Raw genomic sequence first — 24,100 nt, 5'->3', positions numbered from 1 at the left:
AGCTCAGAACGCCTCGCCGATCGCGATCGTGGTCACGATCGGGAACCCGCCCGTATATCCAAACAAGCCGACGTCGTAGCCAAGCTCGTTCTCGTCGCAGATGCCGATCTGCTGCGCGCACGGGATGCGGTAGCCGACGTCCACACGGACAGGGCCGACCGGGGTCGCATACCGGACGCCGAGCCCGGCGGACATGTGCGGGCGGTTCAGGGCGAGCTCGCCGAGGCCCGGCCTCACGTCGCTCGCGTCGAGGAAGAGGATCGCGCCGAGGTTCTCGGTGAACGAGAGGCGCACCTCGAGCGCGGACTCCCACAAGGTGAGGCCGCCCGTCGGCGCCCACGGAGGCACGGCCCCACGCGCGGTGTCACGGAGCGGCACGCTCGCGTGCATGCCGACGCCGTTGTAGACGTAGCCGCGGTTCGAGTTGGGGCCGCCGCTGTAGAATCCGCGGAACTGCAGGAGCTGCAGGGACCTGCGGAGGTCGTCGAGGGAGACGTTCGTGCCGTCGACGATGCCGTCGTCGTTCTCGTCGGGGCGTTTCTTGTCGCGGGCCTTGGGGCTGAGGAGGTCGAGGGTCTGCTGGAAGTCGTCCGAGCGCGGGATGAGGAAGCCGCCGGCCAGGCGGAAGGCGAGGGTGACGCGCTTGGCGACGGGTACGTAGGCGCGGAGCTCGGGGCGTAGGCGGACGTCGTCGGCGTCGCCGGGGAGGAAGTAGCCCGCGAGCTGCGCGTTGAGGTTCAGGTAGACGCCGCGGCGCGGGGTGATGCGGTCGGTCTCGCCGCGGTCGTTCTGGCGGAAATCGAGCGTGCCCACGGTCTCGAGGTACGTGAAGAGCAGGCGGGTGAAGCCTTCGGGGACGCCGTCGTGCCAGTACAAAAACGGGTCGTCGTACTGCACGTGGATGAACTGCCCGAGGTAATGCGTGAAGTCGGCGAAGCGGCGTTCGAGGCCGAGGGTGACGGCCGCCTCGCGGTAGCCGAGGGCGGGCTCCTTGGCCTCGGGCGTGCCGGGGGCGGGCGCCGTGATGATGTTGAGGGGGCGGTAGATGTTCGCCGCGCCGCGGAGGACGGCCTGCGTGCGGGGCTCGAAGACGCCGGGCTGGCGGAGCTCGAAGCGCAGGCGGATCTCGGGGAGGATGTAGCTCGGGCGCGCGAGGAAGAGGTTGTAGAGGGCGTTCGGGTAGAACACGAGGCCGGGGCGCGCCTCGACGGCGAAGCGGCGCAAGCCGCCGAGGAAGTTGCGGTCCTCCCAGCTCGCCGTGCCGTGCGCCTCGACGCGCCCGCCGGCCTCGGCGCCGAAGCCGAGCTTGACGGCGCGGAGCGCGGCAGGCTGGACGACGATCGTGACGGGGACGACGTTCGTGCGCGGCTTGTCGGGCGGCGGGAGCTCGGGGCGGACGTCGATGGCGCCGAAGACGCCGAAGTCGGCGAGGGCGCGCTCGGCGGAGGCGAGGGTGGCGGTGGAGAAGCGATCGCCCTTCTTGAAGCCGAGGGCCGCGCGGATCGGCTTTTCAGGTAGCTCGCCGAGGCCGACGATGCGGACGTCGCCGAAGCTGGCCTGGGGGCCGAGCTCGATGGTGTAGGTGACGTCGGCGGTGTGGGCGACGAGGTCGACCTTGGCGTCGCCGCGGACGTTCGCGTAGGGGAAGCCGCGCTCGGTGAGGACGCGGATGATGGCCTTTTTCGTGGCCTCGTAGCTGTCCTCCTCGAAGCGCTTGCCGAGGGGCAGCTCGTTTTTCGCCTCGGTGACGGGGCGCGTGACGTCGGCCGCGTCGGGCAGGCGCCAGTCGACCCAGGCGAGGTCGACCTTGCGGAGGTTCACGGGTTTGCCCTCGTCGACGACGATCTCGATGCGGAGCTTGCCGTCGGACTTGCGGCGCATGACCCGGCCCGCCTCGACGTGCGCCTCGTAAAACCCGCGGCTGCGGTAGTAACGCTCGATGCGGGCGAGGTCGCGCTCGAGGACGAAGCGGTCGAAGCGCTCGTACTCGACGGCCAGGACGTCGCTGAGGCCGAGGATGGGGATGCCCTGGAGGACGCCGCCGAGCGGATGCGAGCTCTCCGCGGTGGCGATGCTGTCCTTGATGGCGGCGTCGGGGATCTCGTCGTTGCCGAGGACGTCGACCTCTTCGATGATGCAGCCGGAGAGGTCTTGAGGGTTACACGTCGGGGCTTTGGGGGGCGTGGTTTTGCATGCCGCGGACGTGACGAGGGTCAGGGCGAGCGGCAGGAGCCTGCGCAAGGCGACGCGGGATCTGATCCTGTTCTGCGTCAAGTGGCCTCCCCCTCGGGTATCCTCGCTCTGCCGCGCGCGGGCGCGGCGGAGAGGGAGAGCCTACGAGATGGCGGAGCCAATGCAAAACGACCTCGGCGGCGAGCCGCCGCGGGCCGAGCGTCCCGAGGAACCTTCGCGCGTCGACGGCGGCCGTCGTGGCGCGCTGAAGGTGCTCGTCGCGCTGGGCGGCGCGGCCTACGCGGGCGCAATCGTGCTCCCCGCCGCGACCATGCTGGCCCCGTCGTCCGAGGGCGGCGTGGGCGCGGCGCGGTGGATGCGCGTGTGTCGCCTCGCCGAGCTGACCGAGGGCGAGCCGCGGCGCGTCGTGGTCGTCGGCGACGAGCGTGACGCGTACACGGTGACGAAGGATCAGCTCCTCGGCTCGATCTGGGTGACGAAGAAGGGCGAGAGCGTGACGGCGCTCAGCGCGGTTTGTCCGCACCTCGGCTGCTCGATCGATCTGAACGGCGACAAGCAGAGCTTCTCGTGTCCCTGCCACACGTCGAAGTTCTCGCTCGCGGGCGCGGCGGAGGCAGGGCCGAGCCCGCGCGGGATGGATCCGCTCGTGGTGCGCGTCGTGGACGGGCACGTCGAGGTGGACTTCAAGCTCTTCCGCCAGGGGATCGCGGAGCGAAAGGAGGTCGGGTGAAGCTCGGCGATTGGCTCGACGAACGGACGGGCTACCGGGCGATCACCCGGAAGTTCGTGGAGGCGACCGTCCCCGGCGGCGCGCGCTTCGCGTACGCGTGGGGCGCGGCGCTCGGCATCGTGCTCTTGCTCGAAGCGGTGACGGGCGTGCTGCTCATGACCGTGTATTCGCCGAGCGCGACGACGGCGTGGGCGAGCGTGGCGTACCTGCAGCAAGCGGTGCCGGCGGGCTGGATCGTGCGCGGGCTGCACCAGTTCGGCGCGCAGGCGGCGATCGTGCTCGCGGTGATCCACGTGGGGTACGCGATCGTGCGCGGGGCGTACCGCAAGCCGCGGGAACTGACGTACTGGTTGGCCCTCGCGCTGGTGGGGCTCGTCGTGGTCACGGCGCTGACGGGCAACCCGCTGCGCTGGGATCAACGCGGCTTTTGGGGCCTGCGTGTCGAGACGGGGATCATCGGGACGGTGCCCGTGGTCGGCGGCGTCTTGCAGCAGCTCCTGCTCGGCGGAGGGACGCCGGGGCACATGACGCTCTCGCGTCTGTACACGCTGCACACGGTGGTGCTCCCGTTCCTGCTCGGCGCGATCGCGGCGAAGCACCTGTGGCTGTCGCGCAAGCACGGGCCGGCGCTCGCGACGCCCGCGGACGCGGTGAAGTCGGATCGATACTTCCCGACGCAGGCGGCGCGCGACGTGATCGTGGCCGTGGTGGTGCTCGGCGTGATCGGGGCGCTGACGTATCTGCGGCACGGCGCGCCGCTCGACGCGCCGGCGGATCCGACGAGCGACTACCCGGCGCGGCCCGAGTGGTACTTCCTCGCGCTCTACGAGATGCGAAAGCCCTTCCCGGGCAAGCTGGAGCTCATCGCGACGGTGGTGATCCCAGGGCTCGTGGTGGGGTACCTGGTGCTCTTGCCGCTGCTCGACAAGAAGGCGGATCGCGGCGTGATGAAGCGGCTGCCGCTGCTCGTGCCGGTGGGCCTGTTCGGGGTGGCGGCGGGCGTGCTGACGTTCGCGTCGATGCGCACGGACGCGGCCGACGCGGAGTTCGGGAAGGCGGTGGCGAAGGCCGAGGCGCAAGGGGCGAAGGCGCTCAAGCTGGCGCAGGAAGGCGTGCCGCCGGAGGGCGCGCTCGCGATGCTGCGCAACCACCCGGAGACGCGACGCGTGGCGCTGTTCGAACAGCACTGCGCGAGCTGCCATCGCATGGGGGATCTGGGGCCGCCGAAGGGCAAGGACACGGCGCCGGATCTCACGGGCTTCGGCACGAAGGCGTGGGCGAAGCGGGTGATGGAGGAGCCGGATCACGACATGATGTTCGGCAAGACCGCGTTCAAAGGCGAGATGCCGAGCATGACGAAGCCGCCCGCGGATCCCGAGGCAGCGAAGGCGTTCACGGCGATGAACCCGGCCGACCTCGACGCGATCGCGGACTTCCTCGCCGTGCAAGCGCAAGGGAAGAAGGGCGAGGGGTTGCCGGGCGAGAAGCTCGTGGGGCAACGCTGCACGAGCTGCCATCGGTTCGACGGCAAGACGGACGACGAGGACTCGCTCGCGCCGGAGCTGCGCGGCTGGGCCTCGGTGCCGTGGATCCTCGCGCAGATCGAGGATCCAGGCAGCGGCAAGACCTATCCCAAGGGCGCGATGGATCCGAAGCTCGAAGGGCATATGCCCGCGTTCAAGGAGAAGCTCTCCGAGAAGGATCAGGCGCTGCTCGCGCGGTTCGTGCAGGAGCAGGCGGGGAAGTAGGGAACGTGGGGCAGCGGGGACCTCGCTGCCTCGCGCCAACGTCTCCTGAAAGGGAGCGGCGAAGCGCCGAAGAGCGGTCCGCGTGACGCCGAAGACGCTTGGCGGCGCGCCAACGAGGGGTCGGCGTGGCCCGGGGGGCGTTGGCGACGCGCCAACGAGGGGTCGGCGTGGCCCGGGGGGGCGTTGGCGACGCGCCAAAGGGCGGTCGGCGTGGCCCCGGGAGTCGTTGGCGACGCGCCGAAGAGCGGTCCGGTTGACGCCAAAGACGCTTGGCGACGCGCCAACGAGGGGTCGGCGCGGCCCAGGGGGTCATTGGCGAAGCGCCAAGCGGCGGTCGGCGTGGCCCGGGGGGTCGTTGGCGAAGCGCCAAGCGGCGGTCGGTGCGGCCGGGGGGTCGTTGGCGAAGCGCCAAAGGGCGGCGCCTGTGCTCAGGCCAAAAGCGTCCGCAAACTCGCGATCGTCACCACGAGCTCCGTCGGGTCCACCGGCTTCGGCACGTGCATCTGGAACCCTGCGTTCAGCGCGCGCACGCGATCTTCCGGCCGCGTGTACGCCGTGAGCGCGATGGCCGGCATCGTCGCGATCCGATCCGGCGTGCGGCTGCGGATCTTGCGGATGAGCGAGAGGCCGTCGTCCCCCGGCATCGCGAGGTCCGAGACCAGCACGTCGGGTACGAAGTCCGACAGGATGCGCAGCGCCTCGGCGGCGTCGGCCGCGGTCTTCACGGTCGCGCCTGCGATGTCGAGGATCTCCGAGAGGATCTCCCGCGCGTCGGGTTCGTCGTCGACGACCAGCACCGACAGGCCTGCGAGCGCTCGTTTTTCCGCGCGGCGTTCGTCGGCGGGAGGGCCTGGGGCGGGGAGCGGGCGGGGCTTGGCGATCGGGAGCTTGACCGTGAACTTCGCGCCCGTGTCCGGGCCGTCGCTCTCGGCGCGTACGGTGCCGCCGTGCGCCTCGACGAGGTGACGCACGATCGATAGGCCCAAGCCCAGGCCACCCGATGCGCGTGTGAGCGTGCCGTCGCCCTGACGGAAGCGCTCGAAGATGTGCGGCAAGAGCTCGGCGCGGATGCCACGGCCGCTGTCGGAGACCACGAGCACCGCCTCGTCGCCCGTGCGCGCGAGCCGCACGTCGATGCGCCCGCCCTTCGGGGTGAACTTGAGCGCGTTCGAGAGCAGGTTCCACACGACCTGCTGCAGCCGGCTCGGGTCGCCGAAGATCGGCACGCTGTTCGTGTCGAAGGTCGTGTGCAGCGAGATCTCGCGGTTCGTCGCGCCCGGCGTGACGGCGTGGACGGCGGTCTCGACGACGGGCGCGAGCTCCAGGACCGAGGGGTCGAGGCGGAGCTTGCCCGCCGTGATGCGCGAGGCGTCGAGCAGGTCGTCGATGAGCTTCGCTTGATGCACGGCGTTGCGCTCGATCGATTCGAGCGCGCGGGGCTGGTTGCCCTCGCGGACGGCGCCGGTGCGGAGCATACGCGCCCAGCCGAGGATCGCGTTCAGCGGCGTGCGCAGCTCGTGCGAGACGACGCCGAGGAACTCGTCCTTCACGCGGCTCGCCTCCTGCGCTTCGTGGAAGAGGCGCGCGTTGTCGAGCGCGAGGGCGGCGCGCTGGCCGAGCTCCTCGGCGAGCGCGAGGTCGGACGGGCCGTAGCGGCCGCGCGTGGTGCCGAACGAGAGCACGCCGAGGGTGTGGCCACGCGCGATGAGCGGCACGACGATCGCCGACGTGGTGCCGATGCGGCGGATGATCGCGAGGTGCTCGTCGTCGGCGGCGACCGCGCGGAACGCGCCGTCGTCGACCACGCGGAGGAGCTTCGATTTGCCCGTGCGCGCGGCCTCGCTGATCGGGTGGCTCTTGCCGAAGGGGTAACGTGCGCGCATGTCGCGCAGGAGCGCTTCCATCTCGGGGTCTTCGTGCAGCGCGTACACGAACTGCGGGGTGCCTTCCTCGTCGAGGTTGCACAGGATGCAGTAGCCCGCGAAGCTCGGCACCGCGACGCGCGCGAGCGACTCCGTGATGGCCGCCGAATCGAGCGAGGCGTTGAGCACGGCGCTCGCCTCGGCGAGCAGGGCGAGGCGCTTGCGCTCGACGTCGGCGTCGGCGCGGGCCTTGCGCTCGGCCTCGTAGAGGTAGGCGCGCTCCAGCGACTGCGTGCAGGTGCGGGCGAGGTGCAGGATGAAGGCGTTGTCCTCGCTCGTGTGCTGGCTCGACCGGTGGTAGCGGAGCGAGAGCCCGCCGATGGCGTGGTCCTCGACGATGAAGGGCACGGCGGCGACGCAGCACGGCACGTCGGACGCGCCGCTCGCGAGGTGCGGGTAACGCGCGCGGTAGGCGTCGTCGTCGAAGAAGAGCGGCGTCTGGCTCCGGACGGCGTCCGTGAGCGGCGAGGAGAACGCGAGCTTCGTGGAGTCGTACCGGTCGAGCGTCTCGCGCGTGTGGCCGATGGCGCGGACGAGGTCGAGGTGCTCGCCGTCGGCGGAGACCGTCGCGACGATGGCCTTGCAGCGCGGCAGCATGTCGCGCACGTGGTCGACGATCGTCTCGGCCACCTTGATGCGGCTCATCGTGTCGGAGAGCGCGGCCGTCATGCGCTGGAGGGCGACGAGGCGTGTCGTCGCGAGCTCGGCGGCCGCGCGGGCGCGCTCGGTGGCCTCGTAGAGGCGCGCGCGCTCGAGGGCCTGCGAGGACTGGCGCGCGAGCGTGAGCAGGAACGAGCGGTCCTCGTGGGAGATGACGCGGGGCTCGCGGAAGGAGAAGAGGATCACGCCCGTGGCCCGGTCGTCGAGCAGGAGGGGCAAACAGGCGACGGCCTTCGGCGGGTCCTGGCCCTCGGGATCGAGCTCGGCGAGGGCCCGCGCCTCGGCGACGGCGGCCTCCGATTCGAGCCAGAGGGGCTGCTTGCGGCGCACGGCCTCGGCGAGCGGGCCGGGAGCCGCCTCGGCGACGCGGGCGCCGCGCGAGAGCGTGCCCGGGGCGAACCCGAGGGCGCCGACGACGTCGAGGCTCCCGTCCTGCGTGCGCAGGGCGAGCGCGGCGGCGCGGGCGTCGACGGCCACGAGGCCTTGTTGCAGGACGGCGTCGGCGACCTGCGCGGGCGTGAGCGCGGCGGCGAGGCTCGACGTGAGGGCCTGGAGCCGTGAGGTGCGGGCCGCGGCGCGCTCGGCGGCCTCGCGGGCGCGCTGCTCGGCGGCGTGCAGGCGCGCGTTGTCGATGGCGAGCGCGGCGCGCCGGGCGAGGTCCTGGGCGATCGTGAGATCGGCGTTCCCGTAACGTCGACCCGAGTCGGCCGTGGCCAGCGTGAGCACGCCAATGGTGCGTCCGGAGGCGACGAGGGGCGCGTTGATCGAGGAGATCGTGCCGAGGACGGCCGCGGGCAAGAAGGGGTGGCTGCGCGGGGCGGGGCCCGCGTCGTTGCTCGGCGTGAGCAAGGGCTCGCCACGCGCGAGCAGGCGCGGGCCGACGTCGGCGAACCACAGGCCGCCTTCGCGCGGCGACGCGGGGGCCGTGAGCAGGTGCTCCTTGGCGGGGTCGACGTGCACGGACTCGACGCGGTGCAGGCGTCCGTCTTCTTCGAGCAGGTCGATGACGCAATAATCGCAGAGCGTGGGCACGCTCAGCCGCGCCAGGTTTGCCAGCGTCGTGCGCAAATCGAGGGAGCTCGCCAGGCGCTCGCCGGCCCGCGCCAGGAAGGCGAGTTGCTCCTCGGTAGGACCGGGCTCGCGCGCTCGGTGCTCGGTGCTCTTCATGGCAATCCGTCGGTGCGCGGCGCTCCCCCCCACGCGATGACGTCTCCCGAGCGTACCTTCATTTTCGTCGCAATACGCGACAAAAAGGCCTCGCCGGAGCGATCACGGCGCCCCTTTGTCCGTCTGCGACGTTCCTCCTGTACCCATCACGCGCGCAGGATTTGCGCCTGCGCGGGGTCGCTTCGAATCCGCAGGATCCAGGGCGCGGGACGGATCACGTGTTGTGCCGCGGGCGATGAGGAAAACGAAGCTTTGCGCGGCTTCGGGGGCTGCGACTAGAGTCCCTTCGCATGAGCACGCGACCGTCTCTTTTGCCTCGCGAGGTCTACGTCGTCGACGCCGTGCGCACGCCGATCGGACGGTACGCCGGCGGGCTCGCGAGCGCGCGTCCCGACGACCTCGCGGCGCACGTCGTGTCGGCGCTGGCGAAGCGCAACGAGGCGCTCTCGGCGCGGCTCGATCACGTGGTGTTCGGAGCGACGAACCAGGCCGGGGAGGACAACCGGAACGTGGCGCGCATGGCGCTGCTCATCGCGGGCTTGCCCTACGAGGTGCCGGCCGTGACGGTGAACCGGCTCTGCGGCTCGGGCCTGGAGGCGGTCGCGGACGCGGCGCGGATGATCGCGGTGGGCGAGGCGTCGTGCGTGATCGCGGGCGGGGTCGAGAGCATGACGCGCGCGCCGTTCTCGATGCCGAAGCAGGCGAGCGCCTTCGATCGCACGCCGCCGCCGGTCTACGACACGACGCTCGGCTGGCGGTACGAGAACCCGCGGATGAAGGCGCGCTTCCCGCTGATCTCGATGGGCGAGACGGCCGAAAACGTGGCCGAGAAGTACGGGATTTCGCGCGAGGATCAGGATCGCTTCGCGGTGGAGTCGCAGCGCCGGGCAGCCGAGGCGTGGAAGAGCGGGGCCTTCGCGGCCGAGGTCGTGCCCGTGCCGATCCCGCAAAAGAAGGGCGAGCCCGTGCTCTTCGACCGCGACGAGTCCGTGCGCGAAGGCACGACGCTCGACGCGCTCGCGAAGCTCCCGGCGGTGTTCAAGAAGGGCGGCAGCGTGACGGCGGGCAACTCGTCGCCGATCAACGACGGCGCGTCGGGGCTCTTGCTCGCGTCGGCCGAGGTCGTGGCGGCGATGGGCGTGACGCCGCTCGCGCGCGTGCTCGGCAGCCAGACGGCCGGCGTGGATCCGAGCTTCATGGGCGAGGGGCCGATCCCCGCCGTCCGAAAGTTGCTCAGCCGGGCGGGGCTTCAGGCCTCCGACGTGGACCTCGTCGAGCTGAACGAGGCGTTCGCGGCGCAGTCGCTCGCGTGCGTGCGCGCGCTCGAGCTCGACCCCGCGCGCGTCAACGTGAACGGCGGCGCCATCGCGCTCGGCCACCCGATCGGCTCGTCGGGCGCGCGGATTGCGTGCACGCTCGTGCATGCGATGAAGGCGCGCGAGAAGAAGCTCGGCCTCGCGTCGCTCTGCATCGGCGTGGGGCAAGGGATCGCGGCTTTGTTCGAAAACGTCTGAGGGGGACGGGGCCCCAGGGCCCCACGGAAAAGGAAGAGGAGAGAGAGACATGGAATTTCCGGCCATCAACGTGCCCGGCCAAGGGCAGCTCCACGCGCGGCTCGTCACGACGCTCGGCGACATCGTCCTTCGGCTGGAGGAGGAGCGCGCGCCGAACACCGTGAAGAACTTCGTCGGCCTCGCGACGGGCGCGATCGCCTGGAAGGACCCGAAGACCGGGGAGACCCAGCAGAACACCCCGCTCTACAACGGCGTCCGCTTCCACCGCGTGATCCCGAGGTTCATGATCCAGTGCGGCGATCCGCTCACGCGTCACGCGGACACGGCGGCGCGCTGGGGCACGGGCGGGCCGGGCTACAAGTTCGCCGACGAGTTCCACCCGGAGCTCGTCCACGACGGGCCGGGCGTGCTCTCCATGGCGAACAGCGGCAAGGGCACGAACGGGTCGCAGTGGTTCATCACGGAGGGACCGACGCCGCACCTCAACAACAAGCACTCGGTCTTCGGCCGGGTCGTGAGTGGGCAGGACGTGGTCAACAGGATCGCGAACGTCCCGACCTCGCGCGATCGGCCGGATCAGGACGTGGTGATCGAGCGGGTGGAGATCTTCCGGCAGTAGCCGGGGAGGGCGCCCCGGGCGCCGGGCCTCCGCGGAGACCCGGCGCGCGCGGCGGGCTTCGATCAGGGCGCGCAGGTTTTGTTCGCGCCCGCGCCCGTGCACATGTTGTTCAGGCACTCGTTGTTGTTCGTGCACGGGGCGCCCGACTCGCCCTTGCAGACGCCGGCCCCGTCGCAGGCCTTGTTGCCCATGCAGGGCGTCATGCCGTTCGTGTCGTCCTGGTTGGCCGGCACGGGCGTGCACGTCCCCAGGTTGCCCGCGACGTTGCAAGCCTGGCACGTGCCCGTGCAGGCGGTCGCGCAGCAGACGCCGTCGACGCAGAAGTTGCTCGTGCACTCGGCGTTCGCCGCGCACGTGATGCCATTCATGCATTTGCCGCATTTGGCGCCGCCGCAGTCGACCGCGGTCTCGTCGCCGTTCATCACGCCGTCGCTGCACGAGATGCACGTGTTGTCGGGCAGGCACGTGGGGTTCGTGCCCATGCAGTCGTTGTCGGCGACGCACGCGACGCAGGTGCCCGCGTTGCAAACGCCGTCATTGCAATCGGCGTCGGTGGCGCACTCGACGCAGGTGTTTTGGCTGCACACGTCGTTGCCCGAGCAGTCGTTGTCCTCGACGCACTCGACGCACGTGCCGCTCCCGTTGCACACGCCGGCGGGGCATTGATCGCCCGGCGGGTCGCTGATCTGCATGGGCAGGCCGGAGACGCAGGCCGAGGTCGTGCAGGGGTTGCCGTCGCCGGGCGGCGTGTCGTCGTCGTCGTCGATCACGCTCTCGCCGCCCATGCCGTCGCACGCGAGAGCCTTGCAGTCGCCGTTCATCGGGTCGGGCAGGTCCGTGCCCTGCGGCGCGTCATCCGCCTCGCACATCCCGTTCACGCAGCTCCAGTCGCGGCAGGCCGTGTCCGCCGGGCATTCCGCGGGGTTCTGGCAGGGCATGCCGCCCATGCCGCCCGTGCCGCCGCCGCCCATGCCGCCGCCGCCCATGCCCCCGACCCCGCCGACGCCGCCGGTCCCGCCGGTGCTCGACGAGCTCGCCCCACCTCCGAGGCCGCCGGTGCCACCCGAGGGCTCGAACTGGTTGAAGTCTTGGGTACAGCCCAGGTACGTGAGGCCCAGAGCCGAAAGAAGGGTTGCGGTCAAGATGGCGGAGCGCTTCACGGCATCACCTCGCTCGGGCGCGCAGGCCCGACTTGGAAAGGATGCCCCGAAGGTATCACGACGACGGCAATCGCAGGAGACGGGCGAGCATTCACACGATGGGTGGTGACTCGTCGTCCAGCCCACGAACCACGAGGTTTCGCGCCTCGACGAGGTGCAGCTCGACCTTCGAAGCACACGCGACACGGGACGCGCGGAGCGCCGCGAGGACCGCGCCTTTCGTGGCCGCGCCGAGGCTACGCGCGCGGCCGAGCGTGATCATCGCCTGGTCGATGTCGTGCAACTCGCCGAGGTGCCGCTGCATGCGCGTCGCGTGCTTGGCGAGGCGCGTCGCCGTCACGCCGAGGGGCGCCGCGAAGAGCTCGGCGGTGTAGCGCAGGCGCTTGTAACGAATGCGGAGCTCGTGCATCGCGTCGACGTCGCCGACGTCGCGCTGGGCCCACGTCGCCACGTCGCGCGCCGCGCGATCGAGGACCTCGTGGCCGAGCTCGACAGCAGGCACGATCCGCGGCGTGTCCCCGTCGAGGCGCGCGGCGAGCGCATGGAACGAGCGCTCGAGAGGTCGGATGCGCTTGCCATTCGGCAAGGTCGGCGCGTGCGCGGGAGGGCCGTCCCGGAGCAGGCGCGTGACCTCGGCGTGCTCTTTCCGCGTGGCGCGGGCGCGGCGGACGAGCCAGGCGCCCACCTCGGCGCGCGCCTCTTGGGGCAGGTCGAGCGCGGTGAGCGTCTCGCGCAGCACCTCGTCGTCGCGGAGCGCGCCCGTGGCCTGGGCGTGGTACCGGATCTCGCCCTCGATCCGCGCGAGCCGCTTGCGCCGCCAGAGGTCACGCGCGACGCGGAGGATCGTCCGCATCCGCCGCAGCGCCACGCGGAAGTCGTGGAGCGCCGCTTCGTCGCTGGCGCCGCCCGGCGCTCCTTGGAAGAGCGCGGACGCGGCGACGGCGAGCACCCGCTCCCGGGCCGCGCGTGCGTCCGCGACGAGCGCGTGGAGCGCAGAGGCGACGAGCTCGTGGGCGTGGTTCGGCGTGTTCATACCCGCGAGAGCGCCACGACGACGATCGGCCTGCGCCCCGTTTTGGCCTCGATGACGCGCCGCGCGGCGAGGCGCACCACCTCGGTCACGCCCTCGTCGCTCGACCGCGTGCGGCCGTCCGTTTCCGTGATGGCGCGCGAGACCGCGAGGGCCGCGGCGCGCATCACCTCGGAGGCGCCTTCCTCTTGATCAACGACGCCGCGCTGCACGACGCGCGGCGGGGCGGCGACGCTGCCGCGCCGGTCGAGCACGAGCGACACCATCGCCACGCCCGACCGTCCGAGCTGCGCGCGCTCGCGGATGACCTCGTCGGGCAGCTCGTCGCCGGCGTAGGTCGCGACTTTGCCCACGGTGACGCGCGCGGCCTTGGCGAGCGCCGCCCGCGCGCCGAGTTCGACCACCTCGCCGTTTTCGGCGACGAGCACGTCGGAGACGCCGACCTCGCGGGCGAGCGCGGCGTGCCGCACGAGGTGGTGCAAGGTCCCGTGCACCGGCACGAACGAGCGGGGCCGGCAGAGCTCGATCATGCGCGTCTGCTCCTCGCGGTGCGCGTGCCCGCTCGCGTGCACGCCGCGGTCCGTGAGCCCGGTCTTGAGGTCGATGCCCATGCGCAGGAAATCGCCCATCATCTCGAAGACCGGCCGGTCGTTGCCCGGGATGATGCGGCTCGACAGGACGACGACGTCGCCCGGGTCGAGGCGGAGCAAGGGGTGTGTGCCGGCCGCGAGGCGCACGAGCGCGCTCATGCGCTCGGCCTGCGTGCCGCTCGCGATGATGAGGACGCGGTCGCGCGGCATCGAGCCGAGGTGCTCGGGCGGGACGAGCAGATCACTCGGGAACCGGAGCCGGCCGACGATCTCGGCGGCGCGGACGTGGGTCTGCACGCTGCGACCGAGCAAGCAGAGCCGCCGCCGCGTGGCCACGGCGACCTTCGCCAGCATGGAGAGGCGCTGCACGTTCGAGGCGAACATGCCGATGATCACGCGGGTCTTGGCGCGCGTGACGATCTCCTCCAGCGCGTGGCCGACGGAGAGCTCGCTCGTCGATCGGCCGGGCGAGTCCACGTTCGTGCTGTCGGAGAGCAGGAGCGAGACCCCCTCGTCGCCGAGCTCGGCGAGGCGCTCCTCGTCGGTCAGCTCGCCGTCGGGCGGCGTGGGGTCGAGCTTGAAGTCGCCCGTGTGCACCACGATGCCCGCGGACGTCCGGAACGCGAGGGCGACCGCGTCGACGATCGAGTGCGTGACGCGGATGGGCTCGAACGAGAAGGAGCCGGCCTCGTACGTCTTGCGCGGCGCGACGGGGATGAGCTCGACCTCGTCGTCGCCGTAGCCGTGCTCGGCGAGCCGGCCCTTGACGAGCTCCAGCGCGTGGGCCGGCCCGTAGACCGGGACGTCCTCGTCGAGGTGCGCGAGCAGATAAGGCAGGCCCCCGATGTGGTCCTCGTGTCCGTGGGTGAGCACGACGGCGCGCACGCGGTCCTTGTGCCCGATCACGTAGTCGAAGCGCGGGTGGTACGTGTCGATGCCGAGGTCGGTCGTCGGGAACGTGACGCCGCAGTCGACGAGCACGACGTCGTCGCCTTGCTCGAGCGCCATGCAGTTCATCCCGATCTCGCCGAGCCCGCCGAGGGGGACGATCCGCAGCGAGGAGCGGCCGTTCGAAGGCCCACGCGGGGGAGGGGGGGACATGCCGCTCTGCGGATCGTTCAACGAGGACAACAACACTCCTGTCGCGTTCGAGCGCCGGCGACGGCCGGCTCGTCCCCGGAGCATAACGCGGCCAGGGCGGTCTGGCCCCCTTCCCGAGGAGGGAACGGCCCGATCTACCGCCGTCGCCTCCGAGGGTCTACGTTGCGCTCGTTCCTCCCCGGATCCGAAGGCCCTCCCTTGCTCCGCTCCCTCCTCACGAACCTCCTCCTCCTCCTCGTCCTGCCCCTCCGATGGCTGCGCCGCGCGTTCGCCATCCCGAAGGGCGGCTACGTCATGCTCGAACTCGACGGGCCGGTCGTCGATACCGTGCCGGCGCGGCCGCGCGGCCTCGCGCGTCTCCTCCGGCGCGTTCGCCCGCCGCTCTCGGTGACGCGGGTGCGGGAGCTCTGCGAGCTCATCGCCGGGGACGACCGGGCCGCGGGGCTCTTCGTCCGGCTCGACGGCCTCGCGGCCGGACCGAGCGTGCTCGCCTCGCTGCGCAAGGTGTTCGCGCACCTGAGGGACGCGGGCAAGGAGGTCGTCTTCTACCTGCCCATGGGCGCGGACAACGACACGATGTACCTCGCGTCCGCGGGGCGCCGCGTCGTGGTCGGGCCCGAGACGCTCGTCGCGCCGATCGGCTACGCGGCGACGGGGCGTTACCTGCGCAGGGCGCTCGCCGAGATCGGGGTCGAGCCCGAAGTGTTTGCGCGCGGCACGTACAAGGCCGCCGCCGAGCCGCTCGTGCGGGACGCGATGAGCGAGGCGCAACGCGAGCAGCTCGGCGAGGTGCTCGGCGCGCGGCATGACGCGCTCGTCCGGGCGCTCGCGGAGCGGTGCGGCGGCGACGTGACGGTCGCGGCTCGCTGGGTCGACGAGGCGCCCTACCGAGCGAGCCGCGCCGAGGAGCTCGGCCTCGTGGACGCCGTCGCGTACGAGGACGAGGTCACGACGCTGCTCGGCAAGGCGCCGGCCCCGACGGCGCGCTGGATGCCGGCGGGCCGGTACATCGCCGCGCGTCGCGCGCCTGGCTTCCGGCCGCTCTTGCCACGGCCGGTCGTGGGCCTCGTCGAGGTGCACGGTCCCATCGTCTCGCGCAGCCGCTTCTCGCTCGGCAAGCTCGCCGTCGAGGACCGCGTCGTCCGGGCGATCCGCGCGGCGCGTAGCAACCGACGCATCGCGGCCGTCGTGCTGCACATCGACTCGCCCGGCGGCAGCGCCGTCGCCTCGGACCGCATCCACCACGAGGTCGAGCTGCTCGCGAAGGAGAAGCCGGTCATCGCGTACCTCTCGAACGTCGCGGCGAGCGGCGGCTACTACGTCGCGGCGGCGGCGCGCGTCATCGTCGCCGAGCCCCAGGTCATCACGGGGTCGATCGGCGTCGTGTCGGCGCACTTCGTCCTGCGCGGGCTCCTCGAGAAGGTCGGCGTCTCGACGGACGTGGTCAAGCGCGGGGCGCGCGCCGATCTGTTCTCGCCCGTCCGGCCGCTCGACGCGTCCGAGCGCGCGGTGCTCGAGTCCGAGGTCGACGCCTTCTACCGGACGTTCGTGGGCGTGGTCGCGCGGGGGCGGGGCCGGGCGTTCGAGGACATCGACAAGCTCGCGCAGGGCCGCATTTACAGCGGGACCGAGGCGCGGGCGCGTGGGCTCGTCGACGAGCTCGGGGGCCTCTCGGACGCGGTCGCTCGGGCGTCGGACTTCGCGGGGCTCGGCCCGCTCGAGCTTCGGCTCGTGCCTCCGCCGCGTGGGGAGGGGCCACCGCCGAGCGCGGCGCGCGTGGCCCAGGCGGCGCTGTCGGCGCTGGGGGCGCTTGGCCTCTCGCCGGTGGCCGAGCGTGCCTTGCTCGGCTTGAACCTCGCGGCGAGCGAGCGCGTGCTCGTCTACGAGCCTTGGGGTTCGGATGGACGAACCTGGCAGGACCTCACGTAACGATTCCCCAAGGGATCCCGCAGATTCTGCGCTCTCCGGCCTTGGGGGGGCGCGCAGGGTGGGAACGACGCTACGCACCGCAGGACGGCGTGGGCGCTTGAAACGCGACGCCCCGTGTTGTCAATGCGTTGTTTCCTTACATTTTGCACGTCCAGACAATTCGACCTAATTGGAATTGGTGTGGGATGATAAACGGAATTTTCCTGCCAAGCGGGGACACCGGCGTTTGACCGAGGCGCTCCATATCTCGGTCTTTGTTCGGAAAAACCAGGATAGGGCGGGACACATCCACAGGGGTGCAGCGGTTCATGTGGTTTGGTGTGGAGAACCCTCATCCTGATCTTGGGGGCTTGCCTGGACGCTAGGGGTTGGGGTACGACGGCGACCAAGACACTGCCGGTGGGGTTCCACCGTCGGCAGCAGGTCGCCCGCCGGATGCGTCGAGCCCGGCGCGGCAAACGATTTCGAGTTACTCCTGAACAAAAGCAGAGGCAGCGCCGCGGGCCTGCCAATGCAGCGTCGCCACTGTACGATTCTCGGAGCGGTTCGTACGGACAGGCGACGTTTTCCATCTTGGGAGACATGTAGATGGCGCAGCCGACGATCGGTGAGGAAGGCGGGAAGGTGGCGAAGACGTCCGGGGAGGGCACGAAGCGCGCAGCCCGGGTCTCGGACAAGCCCGGCAAGACCGCGGCGGCCACGGCGGCCGGGGCGGCGGTCTCCGCGAAAGAGGCGAAGAAGGCGGCGCGTGCGCGTGGCCTCGCCTTCGACCGGGTCTTCACGCACCGAGGGGCGAACCCGCTCGACGAGGTCACCTGGGAGCGTCGGTCGAGCGTCATCAACAACCCCGACGGCTCCGTGGTCTTCAAGATGGAGGGGGCCGAGGTGCCGGCGGGCTGGTCGCAGCTCGCGACGGACATCGTCGTCTCCAAGTACTTCCGCAAGGCCGGCCTTCACGGGAAGAAGGATCTCGGCGAGACCAGCGTGCGTCAGGTGGTCGAGCGCCTGGCCAAGACGATCCGCGAGGCGGGCGAGTCCTTCGGCGGCTACTTCGCCAGCACCAAGGAAGCCGAGACCTTCGAGGCGGAGCTCACCTTCCTCCTCGTGAACCAGTACGGCGCCTTCAACTCGCCCGTCTGGTTCAACTGCGGCCTCTGGCACCGCTACGGCATCGTCGGCGCGGGCGGCAACTACGCCTGGACCGAGACCAAGCAGCCCTTCGACCGAGAAGAAGGCGACGGCTCCATCTGCGAGGTCTCGAATGCGTACGAAAAGCCGCAGTGCTCGGCGTGCTTCATCCAGTCGATCAACGACGACCTGATGAGCATCTACGACCTCGTGAAGAGCGAGGCGCGGCTCTTCAAGTACGGGTCGGGCACGGGCACGAACTTCAGCACCATCCGGGGCAAGCAGGAGAAGCTCTCGGGCGGCGGGACGAGCTCGGGCCTCATGAGCTTCCTCGAGGTCTTCGACCGCGCGGCCGGGGCGACGAAGAGCGGCGGCACGACGCGGCGCGCCGCGAAGATGGTCTGCCTCGACATGGACCACCCCGAGATCGTCGACTTCATCCAGTGGAAGGTCCGCGAGGAGCGCAAGGCGCAGATGCTCATCGGCGCCGGCATGTCCTCCGACTTCAACGGCGAGGCCTACCACACGGTCAGCGGCCAGAACTCGAACAACTCCGTCCGCGTCACCGACGAATTCATGCGCGCGGTGTCCACGGGAAGCACCTGGGAGACGCGGGCGCGCACGACGGGCGACGTCGTCGAGACGCACGACGCGAAGGACCTCTGGCGCCTGGTGGCCGACGCGGCGTGGGCCTGCGCCGACCCCGGCGTGCAGTACGACTCGACCATCAACCGCTGGCACACCTGCCCGAACTCGGGGCGCATCAACGCCTCGAACCCGTGCTCCGAGTACATGTTCCTCGACGACACGGCCTGTAACCTCGCGAGCCTGAACCTCACGAAGTTCCTCCGCGCCGACGGCTCCTTCGACATCGAGGGCTTCCGCCACGCGACGCGCGTCTTCTTCGTGGCGCAGGAGATCCTCGTGGACTTCTCGTCCTACCCGACGAAGGGCATCGCGCGGAACTCGCACGACTACAGGCCGCTCGGGCTCGGGTACGCCAACCTCGGCACGTTGCTCATGCTCCTCGGCATCCCGTACGACTCGGACCAGGGGCGCGCGGTGGCCGGCGCCATCACGGCGATCATGTGCGGCCATGCGTACAAGGTCTCGGCCGAGATGGCCGGTTCACGCGGGCCTTTCCCGGGCTACGCGAAGAACCGCGAGCCGATGCTCCGGGTGATGGGGCTGCACCGCGACGCGGCGTACGCCATCGATCGGGAGAAGTGCCCCGAGCCGCTCTGGCGCGCGGCGTGCGCGGACTGGGACGAGGCGGTGCGGGTCGGCACGCTGAACGGGTATCGCAACGCGCAGGCGACGGTGCTCGCGCCGACCGGGACGATCGGCCTGCTCATGGACTGCGACACGACGGGCATCGAGCCCGACTTCGCGCTCGTGAAGTTCAAGAAGCTCGCGGGCGGCGGCTACTTCAAGATCGTGAACCAGTCGGTGCCGGAGGCGCTGCGCCGGCTCGGCTACAGCGAGCATGAGGTGCAGGAAATCGTCGCCTACGTGTCGGGCACGAACACCCTGCTCGCGGCGCCGAACGTGAACCGCGCGTCGCTCAAGCAGCGTGGCTTCACGAATGACGACCTCGCGAAGGTCGAGGCGGCCATCCCGGGCGTCTTCGACCTCGGGCTCGCGTTCAGCCCGTGGGTGCTCGGCGAAGAGGCGTACGTGCGGCTCGGCATCACGCCCGAGCAGCGCCAGACGCCGGGCTTCTCGCTCCTCCGCGCGCTTGGTTTCTCGTCGTCGGAGATTGCCGAGGCGAACGAGGTCATCGTCGGTCGCATGACCGTCGAGGGCGCGCCGCACCTGCGCGAAGAGCACTACGCGGTGTTCGATTGCGCGAACCGTTGCGGGAAGATTGGCAAGCGCTTCCTCGCGCCGATGTCGCACGTGCGCATGATGGCGGCGGCGCAGCCGTTCCTCTCGGGCGCCATCTCGAAGACGGTGAACTTGCCGAACGAGGCGACCGTCGAGGAGGTGCAGAAGATCTACGAGGAGGGCTGGCGGCTCGGCTTGAAGGCGGTCGCGCTCTACCGCGACGGCTGCAAGGCGTCGCAGCCGCTCTCCGCGTCGGGGGACTCGAAGGAGGAGAAGGCCGAGAAGGCCGAGGCGAAGGCCGCCGAGGTCGTGATGGCCCCGCAGGCGCCTGCGGGACCTGCGGTCCGGCCGACGGGCGCGCGGGTGCGGTTGCCGAAGAAGCGCTCGGGCTTCACGCAGGAGGCGACCGTTGGTGGGCATAAGATCTTCGTCCGCACCGGCGAGTACGTCGATGGCACGCTCGGCGAGATCTTCATCGACATGCACAAGGAGGGCGCGGCCTTCCGTTCGCTCATGAACTGCTTTGCCATGAGCGTCTCGGTGGGCTTGCAGTACGGCGTGCCGCTCGAGACCTTCGTCGATCAGTTCACGTTCACGCGCTTCGAGCCGCAGGGCATGGTCGAGGGGCATGACTACGTGAAGTTGTCGACGTCGATCGTCGATTACATCTTCCGTGTGCTCGGGATCGAGTACCTGCACCGGTACGACCTGGCGCATGTGCAGCCGCAGCCGACGGCGACGATCCAGGATCCGACGGACTCGCGGGCGCAGGAGAGCTCGTCGGTGGTGCCGGCGCTGCATGCGGCGCCGGCCCGCGTCGAGGCGCAGGAGCGCGTCACGAGTGCCTTGGATGCGCAGCTCGAGGACATGATGGGCGACGCGCCCGTGTGCGACGGTTGTGGCCACATCACGGTCCGCAACGGCGCTTGTTACAAGTGCCTGAACTGCGGCAACAGCATGGGTTGCAGCTAAATCCCCTCACCGACTGCATCGACCGCATCGCGGTCGATGCACCCTCGGTCCAGGCCGTGCCTGGTCCGGGTCCAGGGGTGGACAACCCCTGGTCGGGCCTGGGGCGAAGCCCCAGCGCTACGCCTCCCATCGACCCCTAGAAGTAGCCGCCGCCCCAAAACACGGGTAAACGGCGTCCATGCTGACTTCCGCTCGCGCGTGCACTGCCCTCGTCACGATTGCGCTTGGCGCGCTGCTCTTCACTGGCTGCAAGAAGGAGGAGGAGGCGCCTCAGGCTGTGCCGCTCCCGTCGGCGGCGCCTGCGCCGGTCAAGGCCACGGAGGATACGCCTCAGGCTGCACAAGGCTCGGCGGCGGGGAGCGCTGCGCCTGCGGAGGTTGCGCCGTCGGCTGCGCCTGCGCCGACGGAGCCTCCGAAGGCTGTGGCGGCGCCGTCGATTGATGGGTGCTGCTCGGCGCTTCAGGCCTTGTCGAAGGACGCGAAGTCGAGCTCGACGGTTCGGTCGAAGGCTGCCACGGCGGCGTCGATGTGCGCGGGCACGGCGAAGCTCGTCAAGGAGGGCAAGGCTCCGCGCTCGACGGCGCTCACGCAGATTCGCGCCACCATGGCTGGGAGTGCGCCGGCTGCCTGCAATTAGTTCGAGGTCGAACGATCAGCCGAAGTGGTCGTAGCCGCGCTCGTCGAGCCACGCGAGCGTGCCGTTGGTCTGCTCGACGGCGATGCCGATCTTCCCGTCCTGGGGCGGTACAACGCGCCCGATCCGCTTGAATCCCGCGGGGACACGGTCCTCCGGTACCGTCACCACGACGGCGTAGTCCTCGCCGCCTTCGAGCGCGAGCTGGTACGGGTCTGCCTCGGCCAGCGCTGCTGCGCGCTCGAGCTCCGGTGTGAGGAGCGTCGACCGATCGAGCACCACGAGCACGCCGCTCGCTCGCGCCACGTGCCCGACGTCCCGCGTCAGCCCGTCCGACACGTCGATCGCCGCGCTCGCCACGTCCCGCGCGGCGAGCCCTGCCGTGATGCGCGCGAGGGGCCTCCGGTAGGCGCGCACGGCCGGCGCTGCGTCTGCTTCGTGCTCGCGACCTCGGCCGATCAGCACCAGACCTGCTGCCGAGAGCCCGAGGGGCCCCGCGATGGCCACGACCTCCCCGGGCTTTGCGCCCGATCGGCCGAGCGGGCGCGGCGTCTCGCCGAGCACGGTCGTCGTGATCGAAATCTCTTGCCCGCGTGCGAGGTTTCCGCCGATGATTTGTGTACCAACTTCCTCGGCTGCCTCGTGTTGTCCTTCGGCGATGGCACGGAGGTCCTCGTCGGTGACGTACGCCGGCAGCACGAGGCCCGCGAGGATGCCGAGCGGCGAGGCGCCCATGGCTGCGAGGTCGCTCGCGGCGGCCATCGTCGCGCGGTAGCCGAGGTCTGCCATCGAGACGAGGTCGCGCCGGAAGTGGATGCCTTCGACCTGCGCGTCGAGGGTCCACACGAGGGGCTCGCGACCGGGCGCGATCACGGCTGCGTCGTCGCCGATGCCCACGATCGTCCGGCCCGACCCGTCTGTGCCGAACACGCGCGCGAGCATGTCGATGCGCGCTCGCTCCGAGCTTCGAGCTGTCATGCTCCGACTCTACGCGAACCGGACTGAAATCGCCCCGTGCGATGGCGGCGACGAGGGGCGCGACGCGGGCAAACGCACGACGAAGACGGCGCCCGTCGGCTCGTGGCCCTCGATGTGCACGGTCCCGTGGTGCGCCTCGACGAGCCGCTTCACGATCGAGAGCCCGAGCCCCGTGCCGCCGTGCTCGCGCGTCGAGGACTGATCCACCTGGTAAAACGGGTCGAAGACCTTGTCGCGCTCGGCCGTCGGGATGCCGATGCCCGTGTCGGTCACGCGCACCTCGACCATCTGCCGGAGCGGCGCGAGCAGCACCATCCCGGGCTCGTCGCCGCCGCCGTCCACCTCGGTGGCCATCTGCCGCGCGACCATCTGTACCGTGCCGCCCGTCGGCGTGAACTTGATGGCGTTCTCGCCGAGGTTCACGAACACCTGCCGCAGCCGCTCCGGATCACCGAGCACGAGCGGTAGATCCGCCGGCGCGTCCACGGTGAGCGTGACGCCCTTTTTCGTGGCGACGGGCGCGACCGTCGAGGCTGCCTCGGCGAGCACTGCGCCGATCGCCACGTCGCTCCGGCGCATCATCACGGTGCCGCTCTCGAGCTTCGAGAGGTCGAGCAGGCTCATGATGAGCTTGAGGAGCTGATCACTCTTCGAATGGATGATCTGCACGAAGTCGAGCTGCGGCCCCGTCAGCTCGCCGGCGATGCCGCCCACGAGCATCTCGCTGTAGCCGAGGATCGAGGTGAGCGGCGTCCGGAGCTCGTGCGAGATCGTCGCGAGGAAGTTCGACTTCAGCTTGTCGAGCTCTTGCTGCCGCTCGTAGGCCTGCTCGAGCGCCGCGTTTTTCTCGGAGAGCTCGCGGTAGCTCTCGCGGATCGACGCGATGTGCATCTTCGACGTGAGCAGGGCCTTGTGCCCGCTCCAGAGGATCACGTCGAGCACGGCGACGAGGTGCTTCGCGACGGTCTCGGCCGTGGCCTCGGTCGACCGCGCCATGTGCGGCAAGAGCTCCGCCGCGCGCGCCGGGTCGACGCCCTCGATCGCGAGCAGCGTGTCAGGGACGCTCTCGGCCGCCGGAGGAAGGTAGGGGCCGAGGATCGCGCGGCCGATGGTGCCGCCCTCGTATTCGATCGGGACGACGCGATAACACGCGCCGGTGAAGCAGCCGTGCGTGGTGCCTTCGCTCGACGTGACGCGGAGGCGTTTGACCTCGGAGACGATGGCGCCGCAGGCGCGGCGGCCCGCGGGCTCCTCGTTGATCATCGCGCAGAGCGGGGCCTCGCGGGACGAGCTCGCCAGGCTCACGCCCGAGTTCGACACGATGCGGACGGGCATGCCGAAGACCTGCTCGATCGAGCCGACCATGCCGCGCATCGCCTCGCGGTCGACGAGGTCTTCGAGCCGGAGCGGTCCGAGCCCGAGGCCGAGGGCGTCGACGTCGACCGAGCGCTCGTCGCTCAAGGAGCGCCTCCGGGCGCAGCGCCGGCCATCCTCCCGCCCATCCGCGCCGCGATGAGCTCGCGGAACGGCGTCGTCACGCCGAGCTGCTGCGCCGCGGTGGAAACGAGGTCGTCGCCGTCGATCGAGAGCTTGCGCGAGAGCTGATGGCTCTGATCGAGCGAACGCCACGTGGACCAGAGCAGGCAGACGAACGTCTCGACGACGCCGATGCCCCTCGTCGCGACCGCGCGAAAGACCGGCTCCTTGCCGCGCGACGCGAGCCGCGCGAGCTCCTCGTCGCTGCGGATGTCCGGCAGATCCCGTTTGTTGAACTGGATCACGAGCGGCATCTTCGAGATCTCGATGCCGTTGTCGCGCAGGTTCTGGCGCAGATCGAGGAAGGCGTCGGCGTTGCGTTGCGTCTCGGAGATGCGCGAGTCGGCGATGAGCGCGACGCCGTCGGCGCCTTGCAGGACGAGCCTGCGGGTCGCGGCGTGGATCGGCTGGCCGGGGACCGTGAAGAGCTTGATGCGGAGCGAGACGTCGCCGTCCTTCGAACGGAACGTGAGCGGCAGGAGATCGAAGAAGAGCGTGCGATCGTCCTGCGTCTCGAGCGTCATGAGCCGCCCGCGCGCGTCGGCGCCGGCGCGGCTGTGCAGAGCGACCAGGTTCGTGGTCTTTCCGCTCAGCGCAGGACCGTAATAGACGAGCTTGATCGAGATCTCGCGTGATGCGAAATCGAGCTGCACGCTTTGACT

General features: G+C 70.6%; 15 protein-coding genes. 7 read left to right on the top strand and 8 right to left on the bottom strand.

The features are described from left to right. Positions 1-3: 3 nt before the first annotated feature. A complete protein-coding gene (locus E8A74_RS45020; RefSeq protein ID WP_136935333.1) occupies positions 4-2,274 on the bottom strand; it encodes an autotransporter assembly complex protein TamA in 2,271 nt (756 codons plus the stop codon). Between the two features lie 79 nt (positions 2,275-2,353). On the opposite strand from E8A74_RS45020, the gene E8A74_RS45015 reads away from it, so the two are divergent. Both E8A74_RS45015 and E8A74_RS45010 read left to right on the top strand, forming a co-directional pair. Continuing rightward, the gene (locus E8A74_RS45015; protein ID WP_232380033.1) at positions 2,354-2,923 is read left to right on the top strand and encodes a QcrA and Rieske domain-containing protein; all 570 of its coding nucleotides are present in this window, start codon (positions 2,354-2,356) and stop codon (positions 2,921-2,923) included. Further along, a complete protein-coding gene (locus E8A74_RS45010) occupies positions 2,920-4,671 on the top strand; it encodes a cytochrome b N-terminal domain-containing protein (protein ID WP_136935332.1) in 1,752 nt (583 codons plus the stop codon). Before E8A74_RS45015 ends, E8A74_RS45010 begins: the two co-directional genes overlap by 4 nt. 428 nt (positions 4,672-5,099) lie before the next feature. Here the strand turns inward: E8A74_RS45010 and E8A74_RS45005 are convergent, their stop codons facing one another. Continuing rightward, positions 5,100-8,420 (bottom strand): GAF domain-containing protein, encoded by a 3,321-nt coding sequence (locus E8A74_RS45005; RefSeq protein ID WP_136935331.1) that lies wholly within the window; start codon positions 8,418-8,420, stop codon positions 5,100-5,102. 290 nt (positions 8,421-8,710) lie between these two features. Here E8A74_RS45005 and E8A74_RS45000 point away from each other — a divergent pair, with 290 nt between their 5' ends. Further along, the gene (locus E8A74_RS45000) at positions 8,711-9,934 is read left to right on the top strand and encodes a thiolase family protein (RefSeq protein WP_136935330.1); all 1,224 of its coding nucleotides are present in this window, start codon (positions 8,711-8,713) and stop codon (positions 9,932-9,934) included. A gap of 49 nt (positions 9,935-9,983) precedes the next feature. Next, entirely contained in the window at positions 9,984-10,553 is a 570-nt protein-coding gene (locus E8A74_RS44995) for a peptidylprolyl isomerase (protein WP_136935329.1), read from the top strand. Between the two features lie 62 nt (positions 10,554-10,615). Here E8A74_RS44995 and E8A74_RS44990 read toward each other — a convergent pair whose 3' ends face one another. From E8A74_RS44990 to E8A74_RS44975, 3 genes are all read right to left on the bottom strand, one after another. Continuing rightward, positions 10,616-11,713 (bottom strand): hypothetical protein, encoded by a 1,098-nt coding sequence (locus E8A74_RS44990; protein WP_170229863.1) that lies wholly within the window; start codon positions 11,711-11,713, stop codon positions 10,616-10,618. Positions 11,714-11,804: 91 nt separating this feature from the next. After that, complete coding sequence (locus E8A74_RS44980; protein ID WP_136935327.1) at positions 11,805-12,746, bottom strand: CHAD domain-containing protein; 942 nt, start codon at positions 12,744-12,746, stop codon at positions 11,805-11,807. After that, positions 12,743-14,434, bottom strand: a complete 1,692-nt coding sequence (locus E8A74_RS44975) for a ribonuclease J (protein WP_232380032.1) — start codon at positions 14,432-14,434, stop codon at positions 12,743-12,745. Before E8A74_RS44975 ends, E8A74_RS44980 begins: the two co-directional genes overlap by 4 nt. Positions 14,435-14,632: 198 nt before the next feature. Between E8A74_RS44975 and sppA the strand changes: the two genes are divergently transcribed. The 3 genes from sppA to E8A74_RS44960 all read left to right on the top strand — a co-directional run bounded on the left by sppA (position 14,633) and on the right by E8A74_RS44960 (position 20,927). Then, a complete protein-coding gene (sppA, locus tag E8A74_RS44970) occupies positions 14,633-16,363 on the top strand; it encodes a signal peptide peptidase SppA (RefSeq protein ID WP_136935325.1) in 1,731 nt (576 codons plus the stop codon). A 588-nt stretch (positions 16,364-16,951) separates the two neighbouring features. Continuing rightward, complete coding sequence (locus E8A74_RS44965) at positions 16,952-20,290, top strand: vitamin B12-dependent ribonucleotide reductase (RefSeq protein WP_136935324.1); 3,339 nt, start codon at positions 16,952-16,954, stop codon at positions 20,288-20,290. Positions 20,291-20,468: 178 nt separating this feature from the next. Next, on the top strand, positions 20,469-20,927 hold the full coding sequence (locus tag E8A74_RS44960; RefSeq protein ID WP_136935323.1) for a hypothetical protein: 459 nt from the start codon (positions 20,469-20,471) through the stop codon (positions 20,925-20,927). Between the two features lie 15 nt (positions 20,928-20,942). On the opposite strand, the gene thiL is transcribed toward E8A74_RS44960, so the two are convergent. The 3 genes from thiL to E8A74_RS44945 are packed head-to-tail and all read right to left on the bottom strand — an operon-like array spanning position 20,943 to position 24,091. After that, on the bottom strand, positions 20,943-21,902 hold the full coding sequence (thiL, locus tag E8A74_RS44955) for a thiamine-phosphate kinase (RefSeq protein ID WP_136935322.1): 960 nt from the start codon (positions 21,900-21,902) through the stop codon (positions 20,943-20,945). A gap of 9 nt (positions 21,903-21,911) precedes the next feature. After that, positions 21,912-23,363, bottom strand: coding sequence for an ATP-binding protein (locus E8A74_RS44950; protein WP_232380031.1), 1,452 nt, complete (start codon positions 23,361-23,363; stop codon positions 21,912-21,914). After that, a complete protein-coding gene (locus E8A74_RS44945; protein WP_136935321.1) occupies positions 23,360-24,091 on the bottom strand; it encodes a GTP-binding protein in 732 nt (243 codons plus the stop codon). The genes E8A74_RS44950 and E8A74_RS44945 overlap by 4 nt, the downstream gene beginning before the upstream one ends. Between the last annotated feature and the right edge of the window lie 9 nt (positions 24,092-24,100).

This window comes from Polyangium fumosum, assembly GCF_005144585.1.
GTDB lineage: Bacteria > Myxococcota_A > Polyangia > Polyangiales > Polyangiaceae > Polyangium > Polyangium fumosum.
Note: the sequence above shows the minus strand (reverse complement) of the source record. Positions and strands in the feature narration are given on the sequence as shown.

What these genes read in the sequence shown, in the direction of transcription:
- thiL (WP_136935322.1), bottom strand. Translation starts at nt 21,902, where the DNA reads ATGACAGCTCGAAGCTCGGAGCGAGCGCGCATCGACATGCTCGCGCGC.
- E8A74_RS45015 (WP_232380033.1), top strand. Translation starts at nt 2,354, where the DNA reads ATGCAAAACGACCTCGGCGGCGAGCCGCCGCGGGCCGAGCGTCCCGAG.
- E8A74_RS45000 (WP_136935330.1), top strand. Translation starts at nt 8,711, where the DNA reads ATGAGCACGCGACCGTCTCTTTTGCCTCGCGAGGTCTACGTCGTCGAC.
- E8A74_RS44960 (WP_136935323.1), top strand. Translation starts at nt 20,469, where the DNA reads ATGCTGACTTCCGCTCGCGCGTGCACTGCCCTCGTCACGATTGCGCTT.
- E8A74_RS44965 (WP_136935324.1), top strand. Translation starts at nt 16,952, where the DNA reads ATGGCGCAGCCGACGATCGGTGAGGAAGGCGGGAAGGTGGCGAAGACG.
- E8A74_RS44995 (WP_136935329.1), top strand. Translation starts at nt 9,984, where the DNA reads ATGGAATTTCCGGCCATCAACGTGCCCGGCCAAGGGCAGCTCCACGCG.
- E8A74_RS45005 (WP_136935331.1), bottom strand. Translation starts at nt 8,420, where the DNA reads ATGAAGAGCACCGAGCACCGAGCGCGCGAGCCCGGTCCTACCGAGGAG.
- E8A74_RS44975 (WP_232380032.1), bottom strand. Translation starts at nt 14,434, where the DNA reads ATGTCCCCCCCTCCCCCGCGTGGGCCTTCGAACGGCCGCTCCTCGCTG.
- E8A74_RS44980 (WP_136935327.1), bottom strand. Translation starts at nt 12,746, where the DNA reads ATGAACACGCCGAACCACGCCCACGAGCTCGTCGCCTCTGCGCTCCAC.